Genomic DNA, 20,884 nt, shown 5'->3' with positions numbered 1-20,884 from the left:
ATTTCGGCAACTAAGCGTTACGAACGCTTGCGGCCTGGGCCCAGCTTGCGGGTGACGGTATTGCGGCCGACGCCAAGCCGCGTCGCCGCTTCTGCGCGTCGGCCGTGCGTGAACTGCAGCGCCACTTCCAACAACGTTTTGTCGAAACGTTCGCGCGCTTCGGCGTGCAGCGATTCCGCGCCTTCCGACAACCGCCGGCGTGCCCAGCCCGCCAGTGCGGCGTCCCATTCTTCGACCTGCGCCGAAACCGCCGTGCCTTGCGAGAGCGCGCCCTCCATGTCGGCCAGGGTGATGATGTCACCGGGCGCCAGCGCCGCCAGCCGCCAGCACACGTTTTCCAGTTCGCGCACATTACCGGGCCAGTCGTAGGCTTGCAGTGCGCCCAGCGCGGTGGGCGCGAAGCGTTTGCTGGGAATATCCAGCTTGCGGGTGGCGATGGCGAGGAAGTTCTCGGCCAGTTGCGGCACATCGCCGCGGCGTTCGCGCAGTGGCGGCAGTTGCAGCCGCACCACGTCCAATCGATGCAGCAAGTCCGCACGAAAACGCCCTTCGGCCACCAATGCTTCCAGGTGTTGATGGGTGGCGGCGATCACCCGCACGTCCACGCGGATCAACTCGCGTCCGCCGACGCGGAAGAACTCGCCTTCGGCCAATACGCGCAACAGCCGCGTCTGCAGCGGCAACGGCATATCGCCGATCTCATCCAGGAACAACGTGCCACCATCGGCCTGTTCGAAGCGGCCGATGTGCCGGCGTTGCGCACCAGTGAATGCGCCGGCTTCGTGGCCGAACAATTCGCTTTCCAGTAGTTCGGCCGGAATGGCCGCCGTGTTCAAAGCGACGAAAGGCTTGCGCGAACGCGGCGACTCCTGATGCAGCGCGTGTGCCACCAACTCCTTGCCGGTACCGGTCTCGCCGTTGATCAGCACCGACAATGGCGCCTGCGCCAAGCGGCCGATGGCGCGGAACAGCGCGCGCATGGCGGGCGTGTCGCCGATCAGCTGGGGAGTGCCGGTGGCGACAGATCCCGGATCGGGGGGTATCTCGGCCGCTATCGCTGCGTCTGGAAGCGTGCGGGCCGCCAACGCGACGGCGTCATCGAGATCGAAAGGCTTGGACAGGAATTCATGCGCACCGCCACGAAACGCACCGGCGGTACTGGCGACATCGGTATAGGCCGACATCACGATGACGGGCAGGTGCGGGTGACTGGCTTTCAACTTGTCGAGCAGTACCAAGCCGTCATCACCCGGCATGCGCACGTCGGTAAACAACAGATCCGGTGCGCCTCGCGCGCTTAGCGCTTGCAAGGCTGCCGCCGCGCTGTCGAACCCATCCACCGCGTAACCGGCGTCGCGTAGTGCGGTGGCCAGTACGAAGCGTACCGAGCGGTCGTCATCGACCACCCAAATGCGCTGGGCGTCGCCGGGTGCGCCGTGTTCGGAATTCCGTTCAGTGGACATGACGTTCCTCGTCGGTTTCGTTGGACGCCTGCGGCAACAGCAAAGTGAAGACGGTATGTCCAGGCCGCGAGCGATAGGTCAGCGTGCCGCGATGCTCGCGTGCGACCTGCTGTGCCAGCGCCAGACCCAGACCACTGCCTTCGGCGCGGCCGCTGACCAAGGGAAGGAACAAGTGTTCGGCCAATTCTTCCGGCACCCCGCGGCCGTCGTCGATGATCTCCACCCGCAATGCCATCGCATGCAGGTGATCGTGGATGCGCGAGCTGCGTTCCACCCGCGTACGCATGATGATGCTGGCTGCGCCGGCCTGGATCGCGTTGCGCACCAGGTTCCACACGGCTTGCGTGAGGCGGTCGGCATCGCCGGATAGTTCGGGCAGGCTGGGGTCGTAGTCGCGCTGTATGCGCACGGACCAGCCGCCTTCGGTTTCGGCCAGGCGCAACACGCGCTCCAGCACGACATGGATGTTCAGCTCGGCATGGGGACGCTGCGGCGAAGGCGACAGCAGTTGTTCCAGCAGGCCGTTCAAGCGTTCGATCTCGGACTCGATCAAGCCGATCAGTTCGCGCTCGTCTTCATTGTCGTTACGGTGGCTGGCGCGCCGGGCCAGCAATTGCGCCGCGCCCTTCAAGCCGGCCAAAGGATTGCGCAGTTCGTGCGCCAGTCCTTTCAGCGCCGCACTCAGGGCGTTTGGCAACGCCTGGGCAGGATCTATGGCCGGAAACTCATCCACCGGATGCGCCTCCAGCAGCCAACCGTCGCCGTCCAGCCGCGACAACCAGCCTTCCGCGAATACGGGCGATTCGCCAGGCATGCCCAGCGCCATGCGATGCAGGCGCAGCACGTCGCGATCGGTGTTTTCCAAAAAACGGGCCATGGCATCGCCTTCTATTTCGAGCGCCGCCAGGGGTTGCCCCAGCAAACGCCGCGTACTGACGCCCAACCAGCGGGCGAAGGCGGGATTGACGCCCCGGATATGTCCGGCGACGTCCGCCCAGGCCACCGGCGTGTTGAGTGCGTCGGTGGTGGGGTCGAAAGGCACAGTGGAAGAACCCGGGGACGTCATTGCACCAGTTTAGTGCAAAGCCGTCCCCGGTTACTGATCAGGCCTCGTAGGCCGATTCGCCATGCGAGGTGATGTCCAGACCCTCGCGCTCGGCTTCTTCCGGCACGCGCAGGCCTACCGTGTATTTCACGATCAGGTAGGACACCAGCGCCACCACACCGGACAGCACAACCGTGATCAGCACGCCCTGCGCCTGGATCCACACCTGCGAACCGATGGAGTACTCGGTCAGCGCGGTCTCGGTCACGTAGTCCCAGATGCCTGCACCGCCCAGCGACGGGGCCGCGAACACGCCGGTCAGCAACGCACCGGTGATACCGCCCACGCCATGCACGCCGAACACGTCCAGGCTGTCGTCAGCGCCGAGCATCCGCTTCAGGCCATTCACGCCCCACAGGCACAGCACGCCGGCGATGGCGCCGATGGCCAGTGCGCCGTTGAGGCCGACGAAACCCGCCGCCGGCGTGATGGCAACCAGACCGGCCACCGCACCCGATGCCGCACCCAGCAGCGACGGCTTGCCCTTGGTGATCCATTCCACCAGCGTCCACGCCACTACCGCCGCGGCCGTGGCCAGGAAGGTGTTGACGAAGGCGATAGCCGCCACGCCGCCCGCTTCCAGCGCAGAACCGGCGTTGAAGCCGAACCAGCCGAACCACAGGATCGAAGCACCGACCATGGTCAGGGTCAGGTTGTGCGGCTTGATCGCCTCACGCCCGTAGCCCGTGCGCTTGCCGATCACGAATGCGCCCACCAGGCCCGCGATCGCGGCATTGATGTGCACCACGGTGCCACCGGCGAAATCCAGCGCGCCCTTGGCGAACAGGAAACCGGACTTGGACAGCGCGGCGGTCGCGGCATCGGCGTCGGTGAATGCATCCGGGCCGGGGAAGAACCACACCATGTGCGCCATCGGCAGATAGGCGAAGGTGAACCACAGCACGGTGAACAGCATCACGCCGGCGAACTTCACGCGCTCGGCGAAGGCGCCGACGATCAGTGCACAAGTGATGCAGGCGAATGCGCCCTGGAACACGAAGAACGCCAGCTCCGGGATGTACACGCCCTTGGTGAACGTCGCCCCGATGGACGCGGCGTCCAGTCCCTTGGCGAACAGGCGATCCCAGCCACCAAAGAACGGCGTGCCTTCAGTAAAGGCCACGCTGTAGCCGTATAGCGCCCAGAGCACGGCGACCAGCGAGAACACCGCCAGATTCTGCACCAGGATCGACAGCACGTTCTTCGAACGCACCAGGCCGCCATAGAACAGCGCGAGCCCGGGCAGCGTCATGAAGATCACCAGCGCCGCGGACATCAGTACCCACACGGTGTCAGGTTTGCTGATGGAAGGAGCAGGCGCCGCTTCTTCAGCGGCAGGTTCGGCAGCAGCCGCTTCGGCAGGCGGTGGCGCAGCAGCTGATGCGGCGGCGTCCGTGGCAGGAGTGGGAGCGGCTTCGGCCACGGCGGGTGCATCGGTAGTTGGCGCAGCCGCAGCGTCTTGCGCCACCGCGTTCACTGCAACACCAGCCGCCATCACGCCGCATAGCGCGGCCAGGCACAACATTTGTGCACGGGTTTTCCACCCGGAGAACAGTCGAGTCTTCATGTAGGGCTCCGAGGTTTAAAGTGCGTCCGCGCCGACTTCGCCGGTGCGGATGCGAATGACCTGATCGATGGTAGTGACGAAGATCTTGCCGTCGCCGATCTTGCCGGTGCCGGCGGCTTGCTGGATGGCCTCGATGACGGCATCCAGGCGCTCGTCGGTGACGACGGTTTCGATCTTGATCTTGGGCAGGAAATCGACGACGTACTCGGCGCCGCGGTAGAGCTCGGTGTGGCCCTTTTGCCGACCGAAGCCTTTGACTTCAGTGACGGTGATGCCGGACACGCCCGCTTGCGACAAGGATTCTCGTACCTCGTCAAGCTTGAACGGCCGGATGATGGCGGTGATCAGTTTCATGCGCATACCCCGATGGTGGATGGAACCGGCCGGCCAACGCCGGCCGGCAAGTTCAGTACACCTGCGTGCGCAACCCCCTGGCGCTCACGATGTCGGTGCGAAGCGATGCACGAACCGCAGCCGTTGCCACCGCGGTGACTTGCGGCGAGAACGGATGACGTGGGAGGGAGGTGCGGTTCATGAATCTCTCCTGGTGTTCCCCGTGGGCTGTTGCGATCTCCATGACGCGATAACAGATGGGTCTTGCGGTGTTGCCCCGGCTCCCCAGCCGGGGTGAGGGTGCGGCGATGGCGACGGGTGGGAGGGGTGGGCCGTCGCCATCGCCGCAAGAACTCGGCTGAAGCGGTTGCTTCGATCAGTTCGCGTAATACAGCTGGTATTCCAACGGGTGGGTAGCCGCGCGGAACTTGGTCACTTCCTGCATCTTCAGTGCGATGTAGCCGTCGATGAAGTCGTCGCTCATCACGCCGCCGGCCTTGAGGAACTCGCGATCCGTGTCCAGCGCTTCCAGGGCCTGATCCAGGCTGGAGCAAACCTGCGGGATGTTCTTCTCTTCTTCCGGCGGCAGGTCGTACAGATCCTTGTCGCTCGGTGCGCCCGGGTCGATCTGGTTCTTGATGCCGTCCAGGCCGGCCATCATCAACGCGGTGAAGGTGAGGTAGCCGGTCTGCAGCGGATCCGGGAAGCGGATCTCGATGCGGCGCGCCTTCGGATTGGACACCCACGGAATGCGGCACGACGCCGAGCGGTTGCGCGCCGAGTAAGCCAGCATCACCGGCGCCTCGAAACCCGGAACCAGACGCTTGTAGCTGTTGGTACCCGAGTTGGCGAACGCGTTGATCGCCTTGGCGTGCTTGAAGATGCCGCCGATGTACCACAGCGCCATCTGCGACAGGCCGCCATAGCCGTCACCGGTGAACAGGTTGGTACCGCCCTTGGCGAGCGACTGGTGCACGTGCATGCCGCTGCCGTTGTCGCCGACGATCGGCTTCGGCATGAAGGTCGCGGTCTTGCCGTTGCGGAACGCCACGTTCTTGATGATGTACTTCATGGCCAGCAGCTCGTCGGCTTTCTTGACCAGCGAGTTGAACTTGGTGCCGATCTCGCACTGGCCGGCGGTAGCCACTTCGTGATGGTGCACTTCGACTTCGATGCCGATCTGCTCCAGCGTCTTGCACATCTCCGCGCGGATGTCGTGCAGCGAGTCGACCGGCGGCACCGGGAAGTAACCGCCCTTCACGCCGGGGCGATAGCCGCTGTTGCCGCCTTCGTACTTGGTGCCGCTGTTCCAGGCCGCTTCTTCGGAATCGATCTTGAAGAAGGTGTTGCCCATTTCATTGGCGTAGCGCACCGAATCGAAGATGAAGAATTCCGGCTCCGGACCAAAGAACGCCTGGTCGGCAATGCCGCTGGACTTCAGGTAGGACTCGGCGCGCTTGGCGACGCCGCGCGGGCAGCGCGAGTAGCTCTGCATGGTGGCCGGGTCCAGCACGTCGCACACCAGAATGACGGTGGGGTCGGCGGAGAAGGGGTCCAGATACGCGGTGCTGGGGTCCGGCAGCAGCACCATGTCGGATTCGTTGATGCCTTTCCAGCCACTGATCGAACTGCCGTCGAACATCTTGCCGTCTTCGAACAGGGCAGGCTCCACGATGTTGGCCGGGAAAGTCACGTGGTGCTGCACGCCCCGAACATCGGCAAAGCGCAGGTCGACGAATTCGACCTTGTTGTCCTTGATCAGCTTTTCAACATTGTCCGCAGACATCTTGGAACCTCAGGTTGGATATGAACGTGCCTGCTTGAGAGCAAGGGACGTGCCAACCTCATGGAACCAATAACTCATTGATTTTGTTGGCGTGCTGACCAAATGTAACAACGATTTTGCACCATTGTGGTTCAACATCCCACTATTGATCCCCAATCTGGGGCGCAACAGTTTTCCTCTATCCTTGAAAGCCTCGACCCCCAACCGACTTGTCCATGACCGATCTTCTTGCCGCCCTGCTGCTCGGCATCATCGAGGGCCTTACTGAATTCCTCCCGATCTCCAGCACCGGCCACCTTCTGATCGTCCAGCACTGGCTGGGCGCGCGCTCGGACTTCTTCAACATCGTCATCCAGGCCGGCGCCATCCTGGCGATCACGCTGGTGTTCCGGCAGCGCCTGTGGGATCTGGCCACAGGCTGGCGCGATGCGGCCAACCGCGACTACGTGGCCAAGCTCATCGTCGCGTTCCTGGTGACGGCGCTGGTGGGATTGCCGGTGCGGCTGGCCGGCTGGGAGTTGCCCGAGACGGTCACGCCAATAGCCTGGGCACTGATCCTGGGCGGCGTATGGATGCTGGTGGCGGAGCATTTCGCCGAACGCCGTGGCGACGACCAATGGCAGATCACCTGGAAAGTGGCCGTACTGGTCGGGCTGGCGCAGGTGGTGGCGGGCGTATTCCCCGGCACCTCGCGTTCGGCGGCGGCGATCTTCATGGCGATGCTGGCGGGCACCAGCCGCCGCTCTGCCGCTACGGAGTTCGTGTTCCTGGTCGGCATCCCCACCATGTTCGCCGCGAGCGGCTATGCGTTCCTGGAACTGCTGATGGAAGGCGATGTGAGCCAGGAGAACTGGGCGGCCGTGGGCCTGGCCTTCGCAGCGGCAACGGCCACCGGTTTTGTCGTAGTGAAATGGCTGCTGGGCTACATCAAGGCGCACCGTTTCACCGGCTTCGCGGTGTACCGGATCGTGCTGGGCGGATTGCTGTTGCTGTTGATGCCGGCAGGAAGCTGAAGCTTTTCTCGTAGAGCGGAGCTTGCTCCGCTGCTCTTGCTCGGAATGCTCGATCGAAAAGCAGCGGAGCAAGCTCCGCTCTACGAGAGGTGATGCCGGCGGGGAGATGCCTGGCTGCTGCCGAGCGACCTTCGCTTTTTGTAGGAGCGCCGTCCCGGCGCGAGCTCTTGCTGCCGGATCGCGGTAGAAGCAAAAAGCTTGCGCCGGGACGGCGCTCCTACCTGGTGGGTGCGGACATCATTGCGGTGGCGCCGCCAGCTCCCTGGCGCTGAGGTATCCGTCGCCATTCGTGTCCTGCTTCTTGAACGTGGCGGCTAACCGCTCGCGGTGCTGATCGCGGGTGATGGATTGTCCACGGCCACCCGGCAGCTCATCGGCGCTGAGCACGCCATCGCGGTTGCTGTCGCGCGCATCGAAGGCGTAACTCATCCAGTCAAGGAATTCGGTCGGGCCAACGCGGCCATCGTGGTCGTTGTCCATGCGCGCCAGATAGTCGCTGGTGGCGTTGACCTGAGCCATCGCCGCGATCGGCAGGAAAATCAACAAACCTACGACGTAGGAGCGCCGTCCCGGCGTGAGCTTTTTATCCAACAATGCAAAAGCTCGCGCCGAGACGGCGGTCCTACCGTGATCGCGAGCATTTCGGCTAGGAGGCGGCATCAATGCGCCGCCAACGCGTAACCCTTCAAGCGCGCGGAATAATCCTGCAGCACGCGGATGCCGCTGGCTTCGGCCTCATGGCACCAGGCCTGCAACTGCTTCAGCCGCTCGCTCGCGTCATTGCTGCGCGCTTCCAGCAAGGCGGCGAGGCTGGCGCGATATTCGACCAGTGTGCGAATGCGCGGCCGCTGAGATACCCAGCGCTGCAACTGCTCGCGTGCATCCGGCTTCAACCAGCGGCCATCGTCGACCAGTCCCTTGCGCAAGCGACGTGGCAGCAGCTTGCGCAGCTTCGCACCGGCCAGGGCGGCTTCCTCTTTCAATGCCGGCTTCAGCACGTTGCGCTGGTAGTCGGTCATGGCGAGGAAGCGATGTGAAAGCAACGCTTTCAACGTGTCGGTATCGGGCACCGAGATGTTCGGCCGAATGTCCAGAGTGGGCGCGACGCGCAGCACCTTCGCCAGTCCGACCTTCTCCAGGCCTTTGATCATCGCCCAACCGATGTCGAACTCCCAGCGGCGCATCGAGAAGCGCGCGGAACTGGGAAAGGCGTGATGGTTGTTGTGCAGTTCTTCGCCGCCAATCCACACCGCCCACGGCGTGAGATTAGCGGAGGTGTCGGCGGATTCGAAATTGCGGTAGCCCCACCAATGGCCCAGGCCATTAACCACGCCGGCGGCCCAGAACGGAATCCACGCCATCTGGATCGCCCAGAGGGTGATACCGGGGATGCCGAACAGCGCGAAATTGATGAACAACAGCGCGGTAGGCCCCATCGTGGCATGCGGCGTATACAGGTGACGCTCCAGCCAATCGTCCGGCGCGCCCTTGCCGTATTGTTCGATGTCGGCCCGCTGCCAGCGCGCTTCACGGTACAGCTCGACGCCGCGCCAGAACACATTCTTGATGCCCTTGAACTGCGGGCTATGCGGGTCTTCCTCGGTTTCCACCTTCGCGTGATGCTTGCGATGAATGGCGACCCATTCCTTGGTGATCATGGACGTGGTGAGCCAGGTCCAGAAACGGAAGAAATGATTGAGCAGCGGGTGGAAATCGACGCCGCGATGCGCCTGGCTGCGGTGCAGATACAACGTCACCGAGAAGATAGTCAGCTGGGTGAAAACCAGCAACACGACCAGCAGGCCGGCCCAACCGAGACCCGCCAGGCCCCCGATGAGGAAGTTGTACAGTGAATCAGGCATTGCAGGAGCTCCAGGGCAAAGGCGCCAGCGCGGATCAGTGGGGGCCAGCCGCATAATAATGGCGTTTGACAGGTCAAACTTCACCCGTCGCCAGCGTATGGTATTCAGGCCGTGTGAGTGCATGTGAATGTGCCGCGCTACTGGCTATGGAAGCAGACGACCGGCACCTATTTCCTCACAACAGAATCAAATGCCCTCCTCCACAGATCCCGCGCTTTCGCACGTTTCTTCTCCTTTGATCGAACTGGATCGCGCCACGGTGGTGCGGGGTTCGGCGGTAGCGCTGCATGAGCTATCGCTGCGGATCGCACTTGGCCAGCACACGGCGTTGCTGGGCCCAAACGGCTGTGGCAAATCCAGCTTCATCAAGCTGATCAATCGCGAGTTGTACCCCTTGGCGCGCGAAGGCGAGACACCGGTAAAAGTGCTGGGCCTGGCGCGCTGGAACGTCAGTCAATTGCGTACGCAACTGGGCGTAGTGACCGGCGACCTTACCCGCGACCTGCTGGATATGCCGCAGCTGACGGTGATGGACGCCGTGCTGAGCGGTTACTTCGCCACTTTCGTGCTGCCACCGGACTGCGAACCCACGCCGGAGATGCACGCTAGCGCCCGTGGCGCATTGGCGCGGATGGACGCTGTAGCGCTCGCCGATCGCTACCTGGCCGAACTTTCCACCGGTGAAACGCGACGGGTGCTGATTGCGCGCGCCTTGGTGCACCGTCCGCGGGCCTTGCTGCTGGACGAACCCACCACCGGACTGGACCTGGTTTCGCAGCAGCATTTCCTGAGCTTGCTGCGCGAGCTGGCGCGGCAAGGCGTCACCCTGGTGCTGGCGACCCACCATATCGAAGAGATCGTCCCGGAAATCGGCCGGGTCGTGCTGTTGCGCGGAGGGCGCGTCGTCGCGGACGGCTCACGCGAAGACACGCTCACTTCCGAAAACCTTTCGTTCGCCTACGGCGGGCCATTACACATCCGCCGCGAAGAAGACCGCTTCTACGCCAGCCATCACTGACGCACGCCCGCTTTCGCTTTTCTGCTTTTCCACTTCCCCATTCCCGGCTCTCCATGCCCGAACTACCCGAAGTCGAAACCACCCGCCGAGGTCTGGCGCCGCATGTCGAAGGCAAGCGCGTCAGCGGCGTGACGCTGCGCCGGCCCGACCTGCGCTGGCCAATCCCGCCAGAGATCGCGCGTGAGCTGCCCGGCCAGCGCATCGCCGCGGTGCACCGGCGCGCCAAGTACCTGCTGCTGGAAGCGGACACCGGCAGCGCGCTGCTGCATCTGGGCATGTCGGGCAGCCTGCGGGTGCTACCCGCCAGCACGCCAGTCAGCGCGCACGACCACGTCGACGTCGCGCTCAGCTCCGGCCGGGTACTGCGCTTCAACGATCCGCGCCGGTTCGGCAGTCTGCTGTGGCAGCCGCAGGGGCAGGTACATCCGCTGCTGCAAGGGTTGGGGCCGGAGCCGTTGTCCGACGACTTTGATGGCGACTATCTGTTCGCACTCAGCCGCGGTCGCAAGGCACCGGTGAAGACCTTCCTGATGGATCAGGCGGTGGTGGTGGGCGTAGGCAATATCTATGCGGCCGAAAGCCTGTTCCGCGCCGGCATATCCCCGCTGCGTGCGGCGGGGAAGGTCTCGCGCGAGCGCTACGCCGCCCTGGCGGACGCCGTGAAGGCGATCCTGGCCAACGCGATCATCCGCGGCGGCACCACCCTGCGCGACTTCATCAGCCCGGACGGCGCTCCGGGATACTTCGAACAGGAACTCCTGGTCTATGGCCGCGGCGGCGAACCTTGCCGCCAATGCGGCCGGCCATTGAAACAAGCCAGCATCGGTCAGCGCGCCACCGTCTGGTGCGGCCACTGCCAGCGATGACCCTCGCTTGGCCATAGGACAATCGTCTCCGTCCCTATCAGCCGATACGCAGACGTCAGGTTTACCGCTATATTCTGGCCCTGGCGTCGAGGGGAAACAGATGGCCGACTCATCCGATATCACGCTCTGGCTGGACTCGGCCCGCAAAGGGGACCGTGCCGCGCTGGACCGTGTGCTGTCCACGCTTTACCAGGAACTGCACACCATGGCGCGCCGGCAGCTGTCGGGCCAGCATGGCTACACACTGGACGCCACCGCCCTGGTGCACGAGTCCTACCTGAAGCTCATCGGCACCGGCGGCAACGCCAAGTTCGAAGACCGCGCGCACTTTTTCGCCTACGCCGCCTCGTCGATGCGCAGCGTGGTCGTCGACTACGCGCGCAGCCGCCTGGCGCGCAAGCGTGGCGGTGATCTCAAGCGCGTGGCCGATATTCCGGAGGAAGTGGAAGGCGGCATTCGTGTGGACGAAAACCTGCTGGCGCTCAACGCCGGCCTGGACCAATTGGCGCAAGCCGATGAGCGTCTCGCCAAGGTCGTCGAACTGCGCTACTTCGCCGGTTTGTCCGAGCTGGAAATCGCCGAGCTGCTGCAACGTTCCGAACGCAGCATTCGCCGCGACTGGCAGAAAGCCCGTCTGTTCCTGCTTGCTGCGATGCAGGAAGACTAGGCCTGTCATGAAGTTGGGGATGAGCACGAAAGTGGCGGTCGCAGTGCCATGCACTCTTGCACCTCATCCCCATGTGCGTAACCCGCTCCAAACCGGGTAGCCCACATGGACGTTGAGCGCTGGCAACGCCTGTCCCCTCTGCTGGACGTACTGCTGGAACTGGAACCGCCCGCGCGCGCGCAGCGGTTGAGCATCCTGCGCGCCGAAGATCCCGCGTTGGCCGAGGAGCTGGAAAAATTGCTGGCGCTGGAAGACGGCAGCGAAGAGTTCATGGGGCAGCCGTTGATGGATCACCCCGGGCAGCTGCAAGCCGGCACCATGATGGGTCCGTACCGGCTGGAGTCGATACTGGGCGAAGGTGGCATGGGCATGGTGTGGCTGGCCACCCGCGCTGATGGCATGTATCACCACCTGGTCGCGCTGAAGCTGCTGCGGCCGGGATTGGCCGATCCCAATTTGCGTCTGCGCTTCACTCGCGAACGCGAAATCCTGGCACGGTTGGCGCATCCCAACATCGCACGACTGATGAATGCCGGCATCGGCAGCGAGGGCCAGCCTTACCTGGCGCTGGAATACGTGCAAGGCGTGCCGATCACCGACTACAGCGAGGCCCGCAAGCTGTCGCTGGACGCACGCTTGGACCTGTTCCTGCAGGTCTGCGAAGCGGTCAGTCATGCGCATGCCAATCTGATCGTTCACCGCGACCTCAAGCCTTCCAACATCCTGGTGACTCCCGACGGCCAGGTGCGGCTGCTGGATTTCGGCATCGCCAAGCTGCTGGACGACCCCGAGCCGGTGCCGGCCCATCCACGCTCGGAGGTGCGCGCTTTCACCCTGCACTACGCGGCGCCGGAGCAGGTACGCGGCGAACCGGTTACCGCCATGACCGACGTGTATTCGCTGGGCGTGGTGCTGTACGAACTGCTGGCGGGCACCAAGCCTTATCGCCTGCGCAGGCAGACCGACGCGGAGTGGGAAGAAGCCATTCTTGCGGTCGAGCCGCTCAAACCTTCGGTGGCCGCGCAGCGCGGGCCCGATGGCGGCCGTACCCAATGCCTGGAAACCCGACGCAATGCGCGGCGGCTTGCCGGCGATCTGGACGCCATCCTGCTGAAGACGCTGGAGAAGCCGCCGGAACAGCGTTATCCGTCGGTGGAAGCGCTGGCATTGGATCTGCAGCGCCACCTGAAAGGCCGGCCGGTGCACGCGCGTCGGCAGACCTTGGGTTACCGCGCCGGCAAATATCTGTCACGCCACCGCTGGTCACTGGCGGCGGGCAGTTTTGCGACGCTGGTACTGCTGTCCGCACTGGGCGTCAGCATCTGGCAGGGACAGCAAGCGGTGCGTGAAGCCACGCGCGCGCAAGCCATGCAGGATTTCGTCATCGGCTTGTTCGACAACGCCGGTGCCGCGCAACAGGGCAACGCGTTCGATGTGCGGGAATTGTTGTCCGCCGGCGAGCGCCGCGGCGAACACGAACTGGCCCATCAGCCGCTGGCGCACGCCGAGCTCCTGGGGGTGATCGCACGGCTGCGCATCGGCCTGGGCGACTACCGGGAAGCGAACGCCCTGCTGGAAAAGCAAAGCCGTTTACTGGTCGGTCTGGATGCGGTACCGCAGAGTCTGCGCTTGGAATCGGTCATCCAGCGCGGGCGCGTATTGCGACTGCTGGGGCGATCGCGGGAATGCCTCGCATTGATGGCGCCACTCGAGTCGCAAGCGTCGCGCATGTTGTTGCAGCTGCCTCAGCAAACAGCGGAATTCCTATCCCAGAATGGCCGCTGCCGGCGCGCGGTTGGCGAACGCCAGGCCGCACGTCCGTTGTTCGAACGCTCACTAGCCATTCGCCGCGACCTGAAAGACGAAACCGGTGTGGCCGAGAACATGCTGGATCTGGCCACGCTGGACAGCGACTCGGGCAATTCCGAAGGCGCGATCCGTCGATATGGCGAAGCGCTGGCTCATCTGCAGCGGCATGCGGGAGACCGCCATCCATCCACCGTCGATATCCAGCGCAGTCTGGCCGTCCTGTATCGCAATCGTGGCGAGACCCAGACCGCGCTGAAGACACTCGACAGCGCACTGGCGTTGGCCAACGATATCCACGGCCCACAACATCCGAACACCATTGCCGTCCGCCGCCAGATGGCTGCGGTGCACATCGATCTGGGCCGTTTTGACGAAGCCGAGGAACAGATACGCAAGCTGCACGACCTGACCATCGCCGCACAAGGACCCGCACACCGCGAATCGGCGTCCAGCTGGAATTCGCTGGGCATCCTGGCTTGGGAACGCGGCGACGCAAAAGCCGCTATCGAACGGATAGGGCGCGCAGTGGATATCTGGCGCGGGCCCGACAGTGTCCAGCAACTGCCGGGCGGCCTGTTCAACTACGGCATGGTCCTGCACAGCGCCGGCCGAGAGGACGAAGCATTGGCCGCACTGAACGAATCGCGCCGCTTGCGCGCCGCCTTGTTCGGCGCCAGCCATCCCCTGGTGGGCGATACCGATCGCATGATCGGCGAGGTACTTGCGGCGAAGGGCGATGGCGAAGGCGCGATGGAGCACTTCGACCTTGCGCTCAAGCTCACCCGCGTCGGCTATGGATCCGGGCATCCTCGCACGTTGTTCGCAGAACTCTCGCTGGCGCGCTACCTGGCCAAGCACGGCGGATCGGCGGAAGCGCTGGCGCAGTTGGATGCACTGGCAAAGACGCCGGGAGATGGCAGCGAAGCTCCCAAACTACGCTGGCGCGCCCGCACCTACGCCGCGGAAATCCGCTGCGGCAACGGCGAACGCGACCGCGCCAAACGAGACCTGGATGCGCTGATCGCGGAATTGCGGGTAGCCCAGCCAAATGGCGGACTGATTCCCCGCGAAGCCGAGCAACTTCGGATGCGTTGTGGTTGACTGATCAGCCTACGCAAACGGGAGCGGCGCCTGCAGCGGATCGATACGTCCTTCGCCGCGTGCGATTTTCTTGTACTCCGCGCGGCTGACCGACACGTAGCGTTCGTTGCCGCCGATCTCCACTTGCGGCCCTTCCTGCACGGCGTGGCCACGCTCATCGACACGCACGGTCATCGTGGCTTTCTTGCCGGTGTGGCAGATGGTTTTTATCTCTATCAGCTCATCGGCCCAGGCCAGCAGATACTGGCTGCCTTCGAACAATTCGCCGCGGAAATCCGTGCGCAAGCCATAGCAAAGCACCGGAATGCCCAACTCGTCGACCACTTCGCTAAGCTGCCATACCTGCGCGCGACTGAGGAACTGCGCCTCGTCCACCAACACGCAATGCAGCTTGCCTTGCGCGGCGATGTCGGCCCGTATCACCGCCTCCAGATCGGTCTCGCGCTCGAAGGTCACGGCTTGAGCACTCAACCCAATCCGCGACGCCACCGTGCCGCTTCCGGCGCGATGGTCCAGCCGGGGTGTCAGGATTGCCGCCCGCATCCCGCGCTCGCGGTAGTTGTGTGCGGATTGCAACAACGTGGTGGTCTTTCCGGCATTCATCGCCGAATAGTAGAAATAGAGTTTGGCCATCCGGCGATTTTAGCGCCTGGAGTGCCTGGAATGGCCCGCGCCGTCCGCTACAATGCCTGCCCTCGCGGACGACACGATGCACGGTCTCAACCCCCCCCAACGCGCCGCCGTTGCGCATACCCACGGCCCCCTCTTGGTGCTGGCTGGTGCCGGCAGCGGCAAGACGCGGGTGATCGTGGAAAAGATCGCGCATCTGATCTCGTCCGGGCGCATCCCGGCCAAGCGCATCGCGGCCATCACCTTCACCAACAAATCCGCCAAGGAAATGCGCGAGCGTGTCAGCAAGCGCATCAAGGGCGATGCTGCCGAAGGGCTGACCATCTGCACCTTCCACGCGCTGGGGCTGAAGTTCCTGCAGATCGAACACGCCGCTGCTGGCTTGAAGCGCGGCTTTTCGATCTTCGATGCCGATGACAGCGCCGCCCAGCTGAAGGATCTGATGACCGGCGCCAAGCCTGATGCGGTGGAAGCGGCCAAAGGACTGATCTCGCGCGCCAAGAACGCCGGGCTTTCGCCGGAAGAAGCCATGGCGGCCGCGCAGACCACGCGCGAGCGGGAAGCGGCGCAGCTGTACGCGCGCTACCAGGCGCGGCTATCCACGTTCAATGCCGTCGACTTCGACGACCTGATCCGCCTGCCGGTGCAGATCCTGGAAGGCAATGCGGAAATCGCCGCTGGCTGGCGCGAACGCATCGGCTACCTGCTGGTCGACGAATGCCAGGACACCAATGATGCGCAATACCGCCTGCTCAAGATGTTGGCCGGTACGCGCGGCGATTTCACCTGCGTGGGCGACGATGACCAGAGCATCTACGCGTGGCGCGGCGCCAATCCCGACAACCTGCTGCAGATGGCCAAGGACTACCCCAAGCTCGAGATCATCAAGCTGGAGCAGAACTACCGCTGCAGCAATCGCGTGCTGCGCGCGGCGAATACGCTGATCGCCAACAATCCGCACGAGCACCCGAAGAAACTCTGGAGCGACCAGCCCGATGGCGAACGTATCCGCATCTGGGAATGCCGCGACAACGAGCACGAAGCCGAGCGCATCGCAGCAGAAATCGCCTTCCTGAATACCGCGCGCGGTGCGCCATGGAGCGATTTCTGCATCCTGTTCCGCGGCAATCATCAGTCGCGCCCTCTGGAAAAAGCGTTGCAGCTGGTGCGCGTTCCTTACCATCTGACCGGGGGCACGGCTTTCCTGGAACGTCAGGAAGTAAAAGACGCACTGTCATGGCTGCGGTTGCTGGTGAATCCCGATGACGATGCGGCGTTCCTGCGCGCGGTGCAGTCGCCCAAGCGCGAAGTCGGCGCCACGTCGTTGGCCAAGCTGGCGGAAATGGCCCAGCACGCCCACATGCCGATGTCGCGCGCCGCCGAGTCGATGGGCGCGTTGAAGGCATTGCCGCCACGGGCGGCGAACGGACTCAGCGCGTTCAACGATATCGTTCGCGATCTTCGCCATCACGCCGACGAGCTACCGCCGGCCGAACTGGTGAAGCGCCTGAGCGAACGTTCGGGCCTGCTCGCGGAACTTCGCGCGCAGTGCAAGGATGACGCTTCCTTCGCCCGCCGGCGTGCCAACCTGGATGAACTGGCGGACTGGTTCGAAGGCGGCCCCCGCGGCAGTAGCGCCGGCGATCTGGCTGCGCAACTGGCTTTGCTGTCGCGCAACGACAAGGACGACGGCGGTAACCAAGTGCGGCTGATGAGCCTGCATGCGGCCAAGGGCCTGGAATTCCGCTATGTCTTCATCATCGGCTGCGAGGACGGCACGTTGCCGCACGAAGCCAGCCTGGAAGAAGGCAATCTGGCCGAGGAACGTCGCTTGATGTACGTCGGCATCACGCGCGCAAAGGAAGCGTTGTGGCTGAGCTACAACCGCGAAACGCGGCGCTTCGGCGAGCGGATGCGCCTGCAGCCCAGCCGGTTCCTGGACGAGTTGCCGCAAACGGAGTTGCAGCGCGATGGCGCCGACCCGGTGGCCGATGCGGCACGCAAGAAAGAAAGAGCGAGCGCGGGCCTGTCGGCCATTCAAGCATTGCTGGATGGATGATGCGTCCCGGCCTTTGAACATATCGTCTTGAGACAGCAGGCGCCTTGAGGCAGCAGGAGTACGTCACGATGAACACCACGACCATCCGCGACGCGGTCGATACCGATCATGCGGCGATCCTCGCCCTGAATCTGGAATCCGAACATCTACTGAGTCCGATGGACGCCGAGAGGCTGCGCCAGCTGGATACACAAGCCGCCTACCACCGTATCGCGGTGGACGATGACGGCGTCGGCGCCTTCCTGCTGGTCTTCCGCGAAAGTGCCGACTACGACAGTCCCAACTATCGCTGGTTCTCCGAACGCTACGACCGCTTTCTTTACATCGACAGGATCGCGGTCTCGGCGACCCGGCAAGGACGCGGATACGGCGCGGCGTTGTACGACGATCTGTTTGCGTTCGCGCGTGCCGCCGGTATTGCGAAGGTGGTTTGCGAGTTTTATTCGGAGCCGCTCAACGAGGTGTCCCAGCGTTTTCATGCGCGCTATGGCTTTCGCGAAGTCGGGCGGGAATGGCTGGCGAACGGCAAACAGGTCTCGTTGCAGATAGCCGAGCTTTGAGGAACCGTAACCATCATGTCCATGCATTCTCATTACGCGCTCCTCGCCGACTACAACCAGTGGATGAATCGCAAACTCTACGACGCCGCGGCGAAGCTGCCACATGAGGCTTTGATCGCAGACCGCGGTGCGTTCTTCAAATCCATCCTGGGCACACTGAATCACCTGGTTGTCGCCGATACGATCTGGCTCAAGCGATTCCGCGCGCATCCGTCGCATCCTGAAGCCTTGGCGTCATTGGATGACATTCCCACGCCATCCGCGCTGGATGCGATGCCTTATCCCGACTTGGCGCAACTGCGCGAACAACGGGAACGATTGGACCAGATCATTCTGGCGTGGACCGATTCACTGGACGAAGCGATGCTGGGATCGGCACTGGATTACACCAGCATGCAGGGCGTGGCGGCGCGACGCGTCGTGTCCGATGTGCTGGCACATTTCTTCAATCACCAGACCCATCACCGCGGGCAGGTCACCACGCTGCTGTCGCAAGCAGGTGCGGATGTCGGCGTGACGGATCTGCTGGTGCGCACACCAAACGCACTGGACTCCTGAAGTCGGTGAAGCGTCGGGGCGTTGCCCCGAACTATTCGCCCAAGCGAGTCTGCAGCTGCGCAAGTTGCTCGCGCAGTTCAGCCACTTCGGCTTCCAATGCCTGTAGTCGCTCCTCCAGTTCCGGCGACGCCGCCGACGCCATCGAACCAGCCGACGCTCGTGCGGCGATCGCCTCGACGTCCACCGGGCCATTCAACAAGTGCATGTAGCGATCTTCGCGCTGTCCTGGGCCACGGGGAATTTGCACCGCCAACGCGGGCTGGCGCTGGATCAACCTGTCGAGGTGATGGCGGAGGTCTTCGATATCGGCGAATTTGAATAGCCGCTCGCTGCGCGCCAGCAGTTCAGGCGCGGTCTGCGGCCCGCGCAGCAGCAATAAACCTATCAACACCACTTGCTGCTTCGGCAGCCCGAAATAGGTGCCGGTCCGGTGTTCGTAGCGCTCGGCTCGCGTGGAAAACACCTGCCGTGCCAGCGCCTTTTGCTCCAGTTGACGCAAGGTGTGGTTCACCTCGCCGGTATCGAGCGACATCACCGGATCGCGCGCCGTTTTCTGGTTGGCAGCCGATTGGGCTGAATTGACGGTCAGTGGATAGGTATCCGGCGTCGTGGCCTCTTTCTCGATCAGGCATCCCAACAGACGCGCTTCGTTGACGGTCAGTAGCGGCAGGTCACGCGAGGTCTCGCTGGCGGTTTCCATAAGGTCTTCTCCCTGTTATAGCGCGTCAGGATAGCCCACCCGCATTGCGCCAAATTGACGCGATTTCATTTTCAGCCGGTAAACTGCGCAGGTTTTCATCTCCAGAATCGACCATGCGCCTGCTTGTACTCGCCGCCTGTACTGCCTTCGCCCTATCCGCCTGCAAGCGCACTGAAGCACCCGGAGCGGCCGCGCCGGCCGCCGCTCCGGTGACCGGCGCCAGCAGTTCCCACGACAATCTCAACGCCGTCGCCTGGGTGCAGACCTCGGTGGAGTACAAAGCGCTCAGCGAGCAAACCTATCGTGCGGCCGCCGATCATCTGGATGCGGCGCTGAAGGAAAAGAACTGGGATGCGCTGGTGCCGGACGAGCGCGGCAACAGCATCGCCGGGCTGAAGCCAGCGGTGATCATGGACGTGGACGAAACCGTGCTGGACAACTCGCCCTATCAAGCGCGGCTGATTCGCGACGGCAAGGAATACGACGAAGTGAGCTGGGACCAGTGGGTCGCTGAAAAGAAAGCCAAACCGCTGCCGGGCGTGGTCGATTTCGCCAAGGCCGCCAGCGCGAAGGGCGTGACCATCCTGTACGTGTCCAACCGAGCCGTGCATTTGAAGGACGCCACGTTGGCCAATTTGCGCGCCGCGGGCTTGCCGGTACCGGACGACAGCGTATTCCTGGGCCTGGGCACGACCGTGCAAGGCTGCGAACAGAATGGTTCGGAAAAGAATTGCCGCCGCAGGCTGGCCGGGCAGAAATACCGGGTGCTGATGCAGTTCGGCGACCAGATCGGCGACTTCGTGCAGGTGCTGGCGAATACCCGCGACGGCCGCGACCCGCTGTATGACGAATACGCCGATTGGTTTGGCGAGCGTTGGTGGATGCTGCCCAATCCGACCTACGGCTCTTGGGAGCCCGCGCTGTTCAACAACGACTGGGCGCTCCCAGCAGCGGCACGCAGCCAGTCCAAGCGCGACGCCCTGGACTACGCGCCGTGAGCGCGCGCGCGCCTTTGCGCCTTGGCAATCACGAACGCCTGATCTTCGCCCTCGATGCACCGAGCGGCGCCGACGCGCTGGCGTGGGTGGAGCGGCTGGGCGACTCGGTGGCGTTCTACAAGATCGGCATGGAACTGCTGGCCTCCGGCGAGTACTTCGCCGTGCTGGACGCCTTGGCCAAACGCGACAAGCGCGTATTCGTGGATCTCAAGTTCTTCGATATTCCCGCTACGGTGGCGGGCGTGATCCGTGGACTGTCGCGCTGGCCGGTCACCTACTGCACCATCCACGGCTGGCACGCCGGCATGATGGAGGCCGCTGCAGCGGCGCGCAGTGGCGAACTGCGGCTGCTGGCAGTCACCGTGCTGACCTCGATGGATGGCCCGGATCTGCAGCGGATGGGTATCGACGGGACCCCGGAGCAAGTCGTCGTCCAGCGCGCACTGGCGGCGCAAGCGGCCGGCATCGATGGCGTCATCGCGTCCGGCCAGGAAGCCGGGGTCATCCGCGCCGCAACCGGGCCAGGCTTCGATATCGTCTGCCCCGGCATCCGCCCGGGCGGGCCCGTCGGCGACGATCAGAAAAGAACCGTGGGCGTGGCCGAGGCCTTCCGGCGGGGCGCCGACGCCATTGTGGTGGGCCGGCCCATCAGTCAGGCAGCTGATCCGCGTGCGGCGGCCGAAGCTATTCAGCGCGAAATAGCGGACTGTTTTTAAAAAAATCAAATAGTTACATACATATAATTCAGGTATTGCATTAAATTACCTGGCTCGGTAGTCTTGCCGCGTC

20 protein-coding genes are annotated in these 20,884 nt (G+C 63.7%); 10 read left to right on the top strand and 10 right to left on the bottom strand.

The window, feature by feature from the left end; all coding sequences use genetic code 11:
* Positions 1–17: 17 nt before the first annotated feature.
* The 6 genes from ntrC to glnA form a co-directional block, all read right to left on the bottom strand.
* Positions 18–1,463 (bottom strand): nitrogen regulation protein NR(I), encoded by a 1,446-nt coding sequence (gene ntrC, locus AADW18_RS14385; RefSeq protein WP_337344081.1) that lies wholly within the window; start codon positions 1,461–1,463, stop codon positions 18–20.
* On the bottom strand, positions 1,453–2,529 hold the full coding sequence (locus AADW18_RS14380) for an ATP-binding protein (RefSeq protein WP_337344080.1): 1,077 nt from the start codon (positions 2,527–2,529) through the stop codon (positions 1,453–1,455). The genes ntrC and AADW18_RS14380 overlap by 11 nt, the downstream gene beginning before the upstream one ends.
* A 37-nt stretch (positions 2,530–2,566) precedes the next feature.
* Positions 2,567–4,135: an ammonium transporter gene (gene amt, locus AADW18_RS14375; RefSeq protein WP_337344079.1), complete on the bottom strand. Its 1,569-nt coding sequence runs from the start codon at positions 4,133–4,135 to the stop codon at positions 2,567–2,569.
* Positions 4,136–4,150: 15 nt separating this feature from the next.
* On the bottom strand, positions 4,151–4,489 hold the full coding sequence (locus tag AADW18_RS14370; protein ID WP_056880236.1) for a P-II family nitrogen regulator: 339 nt from the start codon (positions 4,487–4,489) through the stop codon (positions 4,151–4,153).
* 52 nt (positions 4,490–4,541) lie between these two features.
* A complete protein-coding gene (locus tag AADW18_RS14365; protein ID WP_337344078.1) occupies positions 4,542–4,670 on the bottom strand; it encodes a hypothetical protein in 129 nt (42 codons plus the stop codon).
* 174 nt (positions 4,671–4,844) lie between these two features.
* Positions 4,845–6,254: a type I glutamate--ammonia ligase gene (gene glnA, locus AADW18_RS14360; RefSeq protein WP_337344077.1), complete on the bottom strand. Its 1,410-nt coding sequence runs from the start codon at positions 6,252–6,254 to the stop codon at positions 4,845–4,847.
* A gap of 215 nt (positions 6,255–6,469) precedes the next feature.
* Here glnA and AADW18_RS14355 point away from each other — a divergent pair, with 215 nt between their 5' ends.
* On the top strand, positions 6,470–7,267 hold the full coding sequence (locus AADW18_RS14355) for an undecaprenyl-diphosphate phosphatase (RefSeq protein ID WP_337344076.1): 798 nt from the start codon (positions 6,470–6,472) through the stop codon (positions 7,265–7,267).
* 237 nt (positions 7,268–7,504) lie between these two features.
* Here AADW18_RS14355 and AADW18_RS14350 read toward each other — a convergent pair whose 3' ends face one another.
* Positions 7,505–7,786 (bottom strand): EF-hand domain-containing protein, encoded by a 282-nt coding sequence (locus tag AADW18_RS14350; protein WP_337344283.1) that lies wholly within the window; start codon positions 7,784–7,786, stop codon positions 7,505–7,507.
* A 140-nt stretch (positions 7,787–7,926) separates the two neighbouring features.
* Positions 7,927–9,129, bottom strand: a complete 1,203-nt coding sequence (locus AADW18_RS14345) for a fatty acid desaturase (protein WP_337344075.1) — start codon at positions 9,127–9,129, stop codon at positions 7,927–7,929.
* 190 nt (positions 9,130–9,319) lie between these two features.
* Here AADW18_RS14345 and AADW18_RS14340 point away from each other — a divergent pair, with 190 nt between their 5' ends.
* The 4 genes from AADW18_RS14340 (at position 9,320) to AADW18_RS14325 (ending at position 14,590) form a co-directional block, all read left to right on the top strand.
* Positions 9,320–10,147: an ATP-binding cassette domain-containing protein gene (locus tag AADW18_RS14340; protein WP_337344074.1), complete on the top strand. Its 828-nt coding sequence runs from the start codon at positions 9,320–9,322 to the stop codon at positions 10,145–10,147.
* Between the two features lie 53 nt (positions 10,148–10,200).
* Positions 10,201–11,013 (top strand): bifunctional DNA-formamidopyrimidine glycosylase/DNA-(apurinic or apyrimidinic site) lyase, encoded by an 813-nt coding sequence (gene mutM, locus AADW18_RS14335; RefSeq protein WP_337344073.1) that lies wholly within the window; start codon positions 10,201–10,203, stop codon positions 11,011–11,013.
* 100 nt (positions 11,014–11,113) lie between these two features.
* The gene (locus AADW18_RS14330) at positions 11,114–11,680 is read left to right on the top strand and encodes an ECF-type sigma factor (protein ID WP_337344072.1); all 567 of its coding nucleotides are present in this window, start codon (positions 11,114–11,116) and stop codon (positions 11,678–11,680) included.
* Between the two features lie 105 nt (positions 11,681–11,785).
* Complete coding sequence (locus AADW18_RS14325; RefSeq protein ID WP_337344071.1) at positions 11,786–14,590, top strand: serine/threonine-protein kinase; 2,805 nt, start codon at positions 11,786–11,788, stop codon at positions 14,588–14,590.
* Positions 14,591–14,599: 9 nt separating this feature from the next.
* Here AADW18_RS14325 and AADW18_RS14320 read toward each other — a convergent pair whose 3' ends face one another.
* A complete protein-coding gene (locus AADW18_RS14320; protein ID WP_337344070.1) occupies positions 14,600–15,223 on the bottom strand; it encodes a thymidine kinase in 624 nt (207 codons plus the stop codon).
* Positions 15,224–15,299: 76 nt separating this feature from the next.
* Between AADW18_RS14320 and AADW18_RS14315 the strand changes: the two genes are divergently transcribed.
* The 3 genes from AADW18_RS14315 to AADW18_RS14305 all read left to right on the top strand — a co-directional run bounded on the left by AADW18_RS14315 (position 15,300) and on the right by AADW18_RS14305 (position 18,397).
* Complete coding sequence (locus AADW18_RS14315) at positions 15,300–17,279, top strand: UvrD-helicase domain-containing protein (protein WP_337344069.1); 1,980 nt, start codon at positions 15,300–15,302, stop codon at positions 17,277–17,279.
* Positions 17,280–17,347: 68 nt separating this feature from the next.
* On the top strand, positions 17,348–17,839 hold the full coding sequence (locus tag AADW18_RS14310; RefSeq protein ID WP_337344068.1) for a GNAT family N-acetyltransferase: 492 nt from the start codon (positions 17,348–17,350) through the stop codon (positions 17,837–17,839).
* Between the two features lie 15 nt (positions 17,840–17,854).
* Entirely contained in the window at positions 17,855–18,397 is a 543-nt protein-coding gene (locus tag AADW18_RS14305) for a DinB family protein (RefSeq protein ID WP_337344067.1), read from the top strand.
* 31 nt (positions 18,398–18,428) lie between these two features.
* Here AADW18_RS14305 and AADW18_RS14300 read toward each other — a convergent pair whose 3' ends face one another.
* On the bottom strand, positions 18,429–19,097 hold the full coding sequence (locus AADW18_RS14300) for a DUF480 domain-containing protein (protein WP_337344066.1): 669 nt from the start codon (positions 19,095–19,097) through the stop codon (positions 18,429–18,431).
* Positions 19,098–19,210: 113 nt separating this feature from the next.
* Here AADW18_RS14300 and AADW18_RS14295 point away from each other — a divergent pair, with 113 nt between their 5' ends.
* A complete protein-coding gene (locus tag AADW18_RS14295) occupies positions 19,211–20,095 on the top strand; it encodes a 5'-nucleotidase, lipoprotein e(P4) family (RefSeq protein WP_337344065.1) in 885 nt (294 codons plus the stop codon).
* Positions 20,092–20,811: an orotidine-5'-phosphate decarboxylase gene (gene pyrF, locus AADW18_RS14290; protein WP_337344064.1), complete on the top strand. Its 720-nt coding sequence runs from the start codon at positions 20,092–20,094 to the stop codon at positions 20,809–20,811. Before AADW18_RS14295 ends, pyrF begins: the two co-directional genes overlap by 4 nt.
* Positions 20,812–20,884: the final 73 nt, after the last annotated feature.

The sequence above is a fragment of the Pseudoxanthomonas sp. CCNWLY206-1 genome, from assembly GCF_039710385.1.
Lineage (GTDB): Bacteria > Pseudomonadota > Gammaproteobacteria > Xanthomonadales > Xanthomonadaceae > Pseudoxanthomonas_A.
This window is presented reverse-complemented; position numbering and strand designations above follow the sequence as displayed.